General features: G+C 41.9%; 8 protein-coding genes. 6 read left to right on the top strand and 2 right to left on the bottom strand.

Going from position 1 to position 10,204, the window contains the following annotated elements; genetic code table 11:
• Positions 1 to 166 precede the first annotated feature (166 nt).
• Positions 167 to 295 (top strand): hypothetical protein, encoded by a 129-nt coding sequence (locus SLS51_RS19595; RefSeq protein WP_323840269.1) that lies wholly within the window; start codon positions 167 to 169, stop codon positions 293 to 295.
• Positions 296 to 412: 117 nt separating this feature from the next.
• Positions 413 to 1,360 carry a 2OG-Fe(II) oxygenase family protein gene (locus SLS51_RS19590; RefSeq protein WP_323840268.1) on the top strand — a complete coding sequence of 316 codons (948 nt, stop codon included), beginning with the start codon at positions 413 to 415 and terminating at the stop codon, positions 1,358 to 1,360.
• A gap of 316 nt (positions 1,361 to 1,676) precedes the next feature.
• Here the strand turns inward: SLS51_RS19590 and SLS51_RS19585 are convergent, their stop codons facing one another.
• Complete coding sequence (locus tag SLS51_RS19585; RefSeq protein ID WP_323840267.1) at positions 1,677 to 1,850, bottom strand: hypothetical protein; 174 nt, start codon at positions 1,848 to 1,850, stop codon at positions 1,677 to 1,679.
• Between the two features lie 1,249 nt (positions 1,851 to 3,099).
• Between SLS51_RS19585 and SLS51_RS19580 the strand changes: the two genes are divergently transcribed.
• From SLS51_RS19580 to SLS51_RS19565, 4 genes are all read left to right on the top strand, one after another.
• On the top strand, positions 3,100 to 3,852 hold the full coding sequence (locus tag SLS51_RS19580; RefSeq protein WP_323840266.1) for a sulfite exporter TauE/SafE family protein: 753 nt from the start codon (positions 3,100 to 3,102) through the stop codon (positions 3,850 to 3,852).
• 108 nt (positions 3,853 to 3,960) lie between these two features.
• Entirely contained in the window at positions 3,961 to 5,151 is a 1,191-nt protein-coding gene (locus SLS51_RS19575; protein ID WP_323840265.1) for an MFS transporter, read from the top strand.
• A 397-nt stretch (positions 5,152 to 5,548) separates the two neighbouring features.
• On the top strand, positions 5,549 to 6,895 hold the full coding sequence (locus SLS51_RS19570; protein ID WP_323840273.1) for an NCS2 family permease: 1,347 nt from the start codon (positions 5,549 to 5,551) through the stop codon (positions 6,893 to 6,895).
• Positions 6,896 to 7,166: 271 nt separating this feature from the next.
• Positions 7,167 to 8,816: a Na+/H+ antiporter gene (locus tag SLS51_RS19565; RefSeq protein ID WP_323840264.1), complete on the top strand. Its 1,650-nt coding sequence runs from the start codon at positions 7,167 to 7,169 to the stop codon at positions 8,814 to 8,816.
• A gap of 330 nt (positions 8,817 to 9,146) precedes the next feature.
• Here SLS51_RS19565 and metR read toward each other — a convergent pair whose 3' ends face one another.
• Positions 9,147 to 10,103 carry an HTH-type transcriptional regulator MetR gene (gene metR, locus SLS51_RS19560; protein ID WP_323840263.1) on the bottom strand — a complete coding sequence of 319 codons (957 nt, stop codon included), beginning with the start codon at positions 10,101 to 10,103 and terminating at the stop codon, positions 9,147 to 9,149.
• Positions 10,104 to 10,204: the final 101 nt, after the last annotated feature.

The following is a 10,204-nucleotide window of genomic DNA, read 5'->3' as shown; positions in this document are numbered from 1 at the left end:
AAATATGCTCCAGGAGGCCAAGCAGAGGATAAAACGAAATAGATACATAGATAAATCTGAATATGAGACTGTTGGAAAATTTGAATCATGAATACTTCAAACTGATTTCTGCATATATTGCTAAAAAATAGCGAATCCTTGAAATTACCAGATAAGGCATCACAAGATGAAGATTCAACAAGTGCCAGTCATAGAGTATAAGGATATTTCTACTGGCCATTTTGAAGTCATCCAGTTTATAATAAAATATGCTCCAGTAGGCCAAGCAGAGGATAAAACGAATATAGATACATAGATAGATTTGGATGTGAGATTGTTGGAAAATTTGAATCATGAATACTTCAAGCATGATTTCTGCATATATTTCTAAAAAGTAACGAATCCTTGAAATTACTAAATAGGGCATCACAATATGAAGATTCAAGAAATACCAGTCATGGAGTATAAGGATATTTCTAATGGCCATTTTGAAGTCAGCCAGTTTATTGAAATTTTGAAAAAGTTCGGACATATTCACATCACCAATATTACTGATCCAGCTTTTGCCATTGGATCCGTACATCTAAAGCGTGTTGCTCAGCAACTATTTAATCTACCTGACGAAATTAAAATGCAGTTTTATATTGGTAACTCCGACGGTCATCGAGGGTACGTTCCGGTTACTGAGAAAGGACAATATGCAGACGAAAAGAATCGAGTGTACGAGGCGTTTGATATTGGCCCCGCAGGTGGTGCGCCTGAGTGGATTCTGAGCGGAGAAAATCGCTATCCAAGACAGGTTTTAAACGCAAGCGAGGTTATCGATAGGTATTTTGATTTTTCGCTTTCACTCGGGCGTTTGATCACTTCCGCGCTCATATCACATTACAGCCATCATGAAATCAACATTGTTGATGCAACCTGTAATCCAGCAAGCCAGCTCCGACTGATTCATTATCTTGCGCATGAGCCAGAAGAAATCCAACAGGCGTCCAGCATGGGTGCCCATACGGACTATGAGTTTTTCACTCTTTTATTGCAGGATTCTCCGGGACTGTTCTATAGAATGAATAATAACGAGCCTTGGCAGGCCGTACCTGCAATGAAAAATTCTCTATTGCTCATTGCGGGCGATGTACTGGAAGTACTTTCAAATGGAGAAATTCGCTCACTTATTCACCGGGTGTTGGTTAATGGTGACGAACGATATAGTTTCGCATTCTTTATGAACTTTAACCCTGATACACATTTAAAACGGCCAGGCAAACCTGATTTTAATATTGGTAATCATCTGATTTCACAACTGACTCGGGATTTCCCATATCTTCGCAGCAAAATAAGTGCAACTTATAACCCCGTATTTGAGGAAAGCGCAAAGTGAGGAGATTTGAAAATAAACGAGTGGTTGTAACTGGCGGGGCAAGCGGAATAGGAGAAGCTACCGCAAGGCGGTTTGCATCAGGGGGCAGTAACGGGATGATACTTATTAAAGGTGCTTTGCTTGATGAACACTTACCTCCAATAAGCGACAGCATTAGATAGGTTGCGAGTGCTTTTGCATGAAAAAGTGTATGGTTTTGAGCTGGAGCAAGGCGAAGCCTGTAAGTGATGCAATTTCTGTAATTTTATCACTTGTGGGGTAGCTCTTATGTCTTATATCTGGTCTGCGTCTTAATGGCCTTGATATAGGTTATACCCTATGGATTGATGGCTGCATTGTGTATATCGGCAGCCATAATCATCACTGGGCATCTCTCCCGGCTTCTTGGTGTGAGTCGTTTACCCTTGTTTTCTGGCAGTTGCTGGCGGGTACATTCATTATGCGTTACTGGCCAGTAACGCATGGGGTCAGTGGTATGTTTGAGAAGCATGTGATCGTGGCAGTACTGTTCGCTGGTATCTTCGTTTCAGTTCATTCAGGTGACATGGCAACGTAGAATCACCGACATTCAAACGGCTCTTATTTTTAACATGGACCTGGTATTTGCTGCCCTGTTTCGGGTCCACTGGAAGAACCCCCAGATTTGTAAACTTGTGAATGCTACGAATTGTCAGTGCACTTAAATATGTTCAAAACGCGGTAGATTGTCGTTTCGCCGATATGATGATTTTCATTTGCAATTAGCTTGAGCCGAAAAAACGGATAAATGCGAATTCGACCATTTTCGATTGCGAGTCCTTACAATGATGAGTAAATGGGTAAAAACTTAAATCATCAAAGTTAAAAAGAAGTGATTAAAGATTTTTAAAAGCGGATAAAAAACTTGATGTTATATTGATATTAAAAGAGAAAACTCCGGAGGAAACGGGTTTTAAATTGATTAACCACATTGGCGTTGATTTTAATACCATTAACATACCTATTATCCTCTTTGTTGGCGGCACTCACTTACCCCAGTCACATCGTTATCTATGCTCCCGGGGATTCGTTCCCTTGCCGTCGCGATGCATCTTGAAATCCATAAGGTATAAAATAGTGACAGTAAAGATAAAAAGCGGGCGTCAAAAGTGGTAAAAAAGCGGTTAAAACTTTCTAATGATTAAAATCAGTGGTTTAAAAAATGACTTTTAATAATAGTTTAAAACCTGCCCATTATAAAGTTATTAATGGAAACGGAGAAATGAAAATTGGTTTGGTTGTGTTTATATTTTCGGGGAAAAGATAAATGAAAATATGAGCCCGCTAATCTATTTTTTAGAATGAAGCGTTTTAATAACGTTTTCAATCGGAGAATAAAAATTTTTATAAACCCGTTAAATAATCGATGATAAAAAATCGATCCTGTAAATACGTCAGTTTAAACTTGTTTTACCTTGTTTTAACCCGTTGAATCGCGTTTCTTTGCTATGATTTGATTTAAACCATTTTCTCTTTTTATGTTTTTAACAGGCTAAAATCAGATTATTTCATTGTTTTTAAAAATTATTTTAGTGATTGGTCAATGCTTAAATACTTGTTAAACCGTTATAATCTTGGCGGGTTAATCCGTTAGCGATTTCACCGTCGTTGTATGAATGGTATTCCATTTTTTACAGGTTGACCTGACAAGTGATAGTAAAAACTATTAGTATTGGGAAAACGATCACTTTAGTTTGAAAACTATTTTCAGGGAAATAGAAATGTTACATGTACTTGCGTGGCCTGATCTGCTTATTTGCGTTTTTGTCATTTTCTTTGCTTATCTGGTTTTTGGTATGGCTGGCTTTGGTTCTGCACTTATTGCTAGTCCAATTCTGGCATTTTATATTCCTGTAGCGAAAATTGTTCCTATGCTCGCGTTGGTAGATTTAACCGCCGCAGTGATTAATATTACCAGAGAGGGTAAAAAATCAGAGTTTAGTGAGATCAGGTTAATGATTCCATTAATGATTGTCGGTAGCTTGATTGGCGCCGCCATTCTATTGATGGCCCGACCTGATGTTTTAGTTCTGGTGTTAGGGTTATTTGTTGTTTTCTATTCAATTTATTCACTATTTTTCAGTAAAACCTACCGTCAATTCCCCGCTAAAGCCGCTATTCCATTTGGTCTGAGTGGCGGTATTTTCAGTGCGTTATTTGGTAGTGGGGGTTTTCTTTATGCCATTTATCTAACCGGGCGGATATCAGATAAGCAAACTTTCAGGATCACTCAGACGACTTTAATTGGTTTCAGTACGCTAACGAGAGTGATTATTTTTGTTGTCATGGGTCTTTATCTGGATACCTCATTTTTGTTATTGATACTGGTATTTATTCCAGCCATGTTGTTGGGAATCTATTTTGGCCGCCAGGTGACTCTGAAAATCTCCAGAGAAACATTCTTGAAGTTTATCAATGTTATTGTATTGGCTTCAGGATTAATGCTGATATATCGTTATATATTTACTTTCTGAAATAGTAACCAATAATAATTAATATATTCAATATAATATCATTAATTCGTTGTTTTCAGCTCATTTCATATTTATTCTCTCTATTTTTGCTGGATAGATATAAATAAAATGAACAGTCGTGATTATAGAAATAATAATTTTTTTGCCATTTTTACTATTACCTCCAGTGTCGCTGTTATTGGCATTGTCATTGGTTTGACTATCCCAATGATAGCGTTACGCTTGAATAGCCAAGGTATTGATGAGTTGTACATTGGTTTAATTTCTGCGGCTCCAGCATTGGGGGTTCTTTTGAGTGCTCCGGTCGTCCAGAAAATTGTAGCGCGGGTAGGTAAGAAACACGCCATGATGATTGCAACAGGGGTTTCTGCTGGCAGTTTGTTCCCACTTTTGGGGTCGTTGCCGATGGAGTTGCTCTTTCCTCTGCGGCTAGTTACTGGTGCTGCTAACGGGTTAATGATCTGTCTGGGTGAAACCTGGATTAATGAGCTCTCTGAAGAGAAAAAACGCGGCAGGGTACTGGCTGTTTATACAACGGTTTTTACTATCAGTCAGTTGCTTGGTCCTTCTATCATTGCTTTTTATGGTATCGCAGATAAAACGCCGATACTGATTTGTACTCTGATCCATATCTTTTCACTGGCGCTCTTTGTCATGGTAGATCAGAAGAAAGGCGATGAGTTACCGCAACACGGTAAGAAATCCAATTTCTCTATTGTTCAATTTGTGAAGATTGCACCGGCGATCTGTGGTGGTGTGCTATTTTTTTCCTTTTTCGACGGGACCATTCTTTCTATGTTTCCCATCTACGGAATGAGTTGTGGGTATACCGAAGCTGTAGCTGCATTGATGATAAGTGTCATTCTTGCTGGTGATGCAGTGATGCAGCTCCCGTTTGGTTGGCTGGCGGATCATATGAATCGTATGCGCCTATATCAGATTTGTGGTGTAGCAACGCTCGGAGCAAGTGCATTATTGCCGTTTGTTATGACATATCAGTATCTTATCTGGCCTTTGTTGATTGTTTTAGGGGCAACCGCGGGGGCTATCTACACTATTGCATTGGTCCAAATTGGCCAGTATTTTTCAGGGAGTGAGCTGATGGTGGCTAATGCCGCGGCAGCTATGTTGTGGGGTATTGGGAGTTTGTTTGGGCCACTGCTTGCCGGTATAGCGAGTTCAGTGACGCCATCAGGTTTACCTGTTCTGCTTGTCATCATTGCAGCACTGTTTCTGGTTTCAACAATGGATCGGTTTAATCCACAAAGTAATAAAAGTAATAAAAGTAATAAAAGCTGAAGTATTCAGTCGATAATCGTACAGGTGTAAAAGCTGGCTGTGAATAGCAGTCAGCACTGAGTAAATCTTATGTTTTTTCAAAGGGCCGGTGAGTCGAATCCTAAGATTGAAACATTGCGATTAATGATTGTAAAAAGTTTAATCTCTGGAAGTCGTTCTTCTAATGTTTGGCTAAATAATACGGTTAGCTATTGATTTCGACACTATGATCACTGGATAATCTTTCGCCTCAAATTCTCTCACTGTTTTCTATTCTAAAAGCCAAACGATTGCTTTTATGATTTGTTGAACCGATTGGTGCAATGTTCATTAAATTGTTGTGTTATTAAGCAAGGTAATCGTTTTCGTTTGATGGGGAAGTGGAAGAAGTACCATGAACATAATGCAGGGGAATGACATGTTTGGCACTCAGGCACCAGTTAAATGCAAACTGGACAAGTATTTTAAATTGACTGAACGTGGCACAACGGTACGCCGTGAAATTCTGGCAGGGATCACAACTTTCTTGGCGATGGTTTATTCAGTCATCGTTGTACCGGGGATGTTAGGGCAGGCAGGGTTTCCCCATACTGCTGTCTTTATTGCGACTTGTTTGGTTGCCGGTTTTGGTTCTTTGTTAATGGGGCTGTGGGTTAACTTGCCAATGGCAATTGGTTGTGCAATTTCGTTGACTGCATTTACCGCTTTTAGTTTGGTTTTAGGACAGCAAATCACTATTCCGGTTGCACTCGGTGCGGTATTTCTGATGGGGTGTTTGTTTACAGTGATTTCTGTTACCGGTATTCGTTCTTGGATTTTACGCAATATACCAATGGGCATTGCGCATGGTGCAGGGATTGGTATTGGGCTATTTTTGTTACTGATTGCGTCAAACGGTGTTGGTCTGGTCATTAAGAACCCTCAGGAAGGTTTGCCTGTTGCTTTGGGGGCGTTCACCTCTTTTCCGGTTATGATGACTCTGCTTGGGCTGGCTGTTATTTTTGGCTTGGAAAAATTGAAAGTTCCCGGCGGTGTGCTGTTAGTGATCGTGGTGATTTCAGTTATTGGGCTGATTTTTGATCCGGCGGTGAAATATCAAGGGTTCTTTAAGATACCAAGTCTGGGAGATGACGGTCTGGCCCTGATTTTTAGTATGGATATTATGGGGGCTTTGCAGCCAATTGTGTTACCCAGTGTGTTGGCGTTAGTTATGACTGCGGTGTTTGATGCGACCGGTACCATCCGGGCGGTAGCAGGGCAAGGGAATCTGTTGGATAAAGGTGGACAGATTATTAACGGCGGTAAAGCGCTGACTGCCGATTCTGTTAGTAGTATTTTTGCCGGTGCTATCGGTGCTTCTCCGGCTGCGGTATATATCGAATCAGCTGCGGGTACCGCCGCCGGTGGTAAAACAGGTTTAACCGCAACAGTTGTCGGTATTCTGTTCCTGTTAATTTTGTTCTTTTCTCCACTTTCCTATCTTGTACCGGCCTATGCTACTGCGCCAGCGCTGATGTATGTTGGTCTGCTGATGCTGAGTAATGTTAGAAAGTTGGATTTCGATGATTTTGTTGGGGCGATGTCTGGTATGCTGTGTGCGGTCTTTATTGTTCTGACCTGCAATATTGTAACCGGTATTATGTTGGGTTTCAGTTCCCTCGTTGTTGGTCGTATCTGTTCCGGTGAATGGCGCAAATTGAATATCGGTACAGTGGTAATTACGATCGCTTTAGTAGCATTTTATGCTGGTGATTGGGCTATTTAATTGATTAAAAAGTGCGTAAGGTCTGTTCACCCTTGCGCATTTTGTCATTTCTTGCGATTACTTTTAAATTCTCAATTATTTCCCCTCTATTTATCTGGTTAGTTTACAATATTCCTGCAATTCTTTCGGATACGGCTCCGTGTGTATCTACCTTTTTCGATTGATTCAGTTACTTTAGTATTAAGATTTATTCTCACTGTTTTGTGTTAACGGGAAGAAAAAGAGTTTCAATCTGTATACCAACGGTTCTTAGGTAAATTGTAAGGGCAACATGGAAATATTCTTTACTATTCTGATCTTGATTTTGGTGGTTTCAGTTTCTGGTGTTCTGACTAAAGTGATTCCGTTCCGCATACCTCTGCCGTTAATGCAGATTGCAATGGGGGCATTGCTAGCTTGGCCACACTTTGGCTTACATGTTACTTTTAATCCTGAGCTATTTCTCGTTCTGCTAATTCCTCCTTTGTTATTCGTTGATGGCTGGAAAATGCCAACCAGAGAATTTTTCCAGTATGGACGGGAAATTTTCATACTGATGCTGGTATTGGTGCTGGTTACTGTTGTCGGTATTGGTTATCTGATTTACTGGCTGATGCCAGGTATTCCGTTAATTGCTGCTTTTGCCCTTGCTGCTGTGTTATCGCCAACAGATGCGGTGGCTTTATCATCCATTGTTGGAAAAAGGCGTATGCCTAAGCGCATGATGAATGTGATGGAAGGGGAAGCGTTAATGAACGATGCTTCCGGCCTGGTAGCCTTAAAGTTCGCTGTCGCGATAGCAATGGGAACGATGGCATTTTCGGTTACTGGCATGACCATAGAATTCTTCAAAGTTGCTATTGGCGGTTTGTTATCCGGTATTGCAGTAACCTGGTTGTACAGTAAATCCCTGCGCTTAATGAATCGTTGGAGCGGTGGCGATCCGGCAACCCAAATTGTTTTCATGTTGCTGTTGCCGTTTGCTTCTTATCTGATTGCAGAACATATTGGCGTTTCCGGTATCCTTGCCTCGGTTGCCGCAGGTATGACGATCAGTAAATCTGGGGTCATCCGTAATGCTCCGTTGGCAATGCGTTTGCGTGCTGATAGTGTCTGGTCAATGCTGGCGTTCGTGTTTAACGGCCTGGTGTTTATCATGTTGGGCCTGCAACTGCCGGGGATCTGGCAAACTTCCGTTATACAGGCAGAAATTGATCCAACCGTTGAAACTTGGATGCTGTTCGCCGCGGTCGCAGTGATTTATGGAGCCCTGCTATTACTGCGTTTCTGCTGGTTATGGCTGATGAAGAATATCAGCAAAGTTTTTATGAAAAAAAATCCACTGAATTTTGCGACTTATACCACTCGTGAATTATGGCTGGCATCTTTTGCCGGAGTTCGCGGTGCAATCACTCTTGCTGGTGCACTGTCTGTTCCTCTATTTCTGGCGGATGGTACGCCATTCCCGGCACGTTATCAGCTTATCTTTATTGCCGCAGGGGTCATCCTGTTCTCGTTGTTAATTGGTGTCCTCTCTTTGCCATTCCTGTTACGGGGAATGCAAACTTCCGATAAGGAGGCCGATATCAGTGAAGTCAGAATGGCACGGGCCGCTATGGCGGAAGTGGCGATTGTTAGTATGAATAAGATGGAAGAGCGTCTTTCTGCTAGCCCCGAAGAGCAGTTGGATGCTGAGGTGATTACTGAGGTTGCTTCTAGGGTCATTGGCTATTTGCGTCGCCGTACTGTGGGGCAGGATGAGATAGAACATAACCTGCTAGTGGAAGATTTGGAACGTCGTTTTCGTCTGACTGCATTAAGGGCAGAGCGTGGTGAGTTGTATCATCTGCGTGCAACTAGAAAAATCAGTAATGAGACACTTCAAACCTTGCTGCATGATTTGGACTTACTCGAAGCGCTATTGGTACAGAAAGAGCATTGATATCCTGTAATTTGTTGGTTGTCACGATCATCTTGTGAACCGCCTTGTTCAGCCTGATCGGTGGATATTTCGCCTGTCAGGTTGATAGCTGATTCTATACCCGTCATCTTTCAAGTTGCCTCTTTGTTGGCTGCACTCACTCACCCCGGTCACATCGTTATCTATGCTCCCGGGGATTCGCTCCCTTGCCGTCGCGATCCATCTCGAAATCCATTGGGTATATAGTGTTTACTCGTATCTGGCTGGTGGTATTGGTTTTCCTGCCGTAGATACCGGAACCTCTTGGCAATGATGAATAATATGTTGGCTCCGGTGGAATGGCTGATCAATTTACCATTGAGGGGAGTTTGGTTGCTGTGTTGTTATGGGGTCACCGACGTTTATTTTTGAAATTCCTTTTACGAATGGCAGATTATCCATCGCGTGTTGACGTGCGGAATGGATAAATGCGTCAATCTCAGGTTGGTGCTGTTCGCCTTGACGGACGGCAGCGTACAGCCTGCTCCATAAACCTTCTCCCAGTGTTTTAGTTACCACTAACTCTTGCCTTTCAAATGTCTCAACAACCCAATGTGGCAGAGCCGCGATTCCCATGCGGGCAGCGACCATTTGGATCAGTAACAGGGTGTTATCCACATTTTTCAACGTAGGGACAACCCCCGCCGGTTGCAAGAAACGTCGCCAGATATCGAATCTCTGACGTTGAACGGGATAGATCATCAATGTCTCATCAATTAAATCTTTTGGCTGGATGTGCAGTTTATTGGCCAGAGGATGATCCGGAGCAACAACCAGTTTGACCTCATAATCAAATAGCGGTGTGTAGTGCAAATGACTCTCAGGGAGAATATCTGATGTCAAAACGACATCTAATTCTCGTTGCTGTAATGCAGGTTGTGGATCAAAAGTGACGCCGGATTTGAAATCCACATTGACTTGTGGCCAGGTTTCTCGGAAATGCTTGAGTGCAGGTGTCAGCCATTGAATACAACTATGACATTCAATAGCGATACGCAGATTTGTTTGGCCCGGCTCTTTACATTCGCGCAGTGCATTTTGAACCAGAGGGAGCACTTGTTCTGCTAGTCGTAATAAAACTTCACCCTGTGGCGTGAAACGAAGCGGTTGACTTTTACGAATGAACAACCGGAAGCCAAGGCGATGTTCAAGATCGCTGAACTGATGAGACAACGCGGATTGTGTTTGATGCAGATGATTGGCTGCCGCCGCTAATGAACCAAAATGACTCAATGATTGTAATGTTTTTAGATGTTTTATTTCGATCATGAGAAACCTTCAGGATGATAATGAATAAATTGCGCTTGTGGTTTATACCTTACCTGTTGATTATGGATGTGTAAACATCTAGATGGCTAAAATGACGGGAT

It is taken from the genome of Photorhabdus africana (genome assembly GCF_035181445.1).
In the GTDB taxonomy this organism is placed as follows: Bacteria; Pseudomonadota; Gammaproteobacteria; order Enterobacterales; family Enterobacteriaceae; genus Photorhabdus; species Photorhabdus laumondii.
The sequence above is the reverse complement of the archived record's forward strand: the minus strand, read 5'-3'. Positions and strand labels throughout refer to the sequence as shown.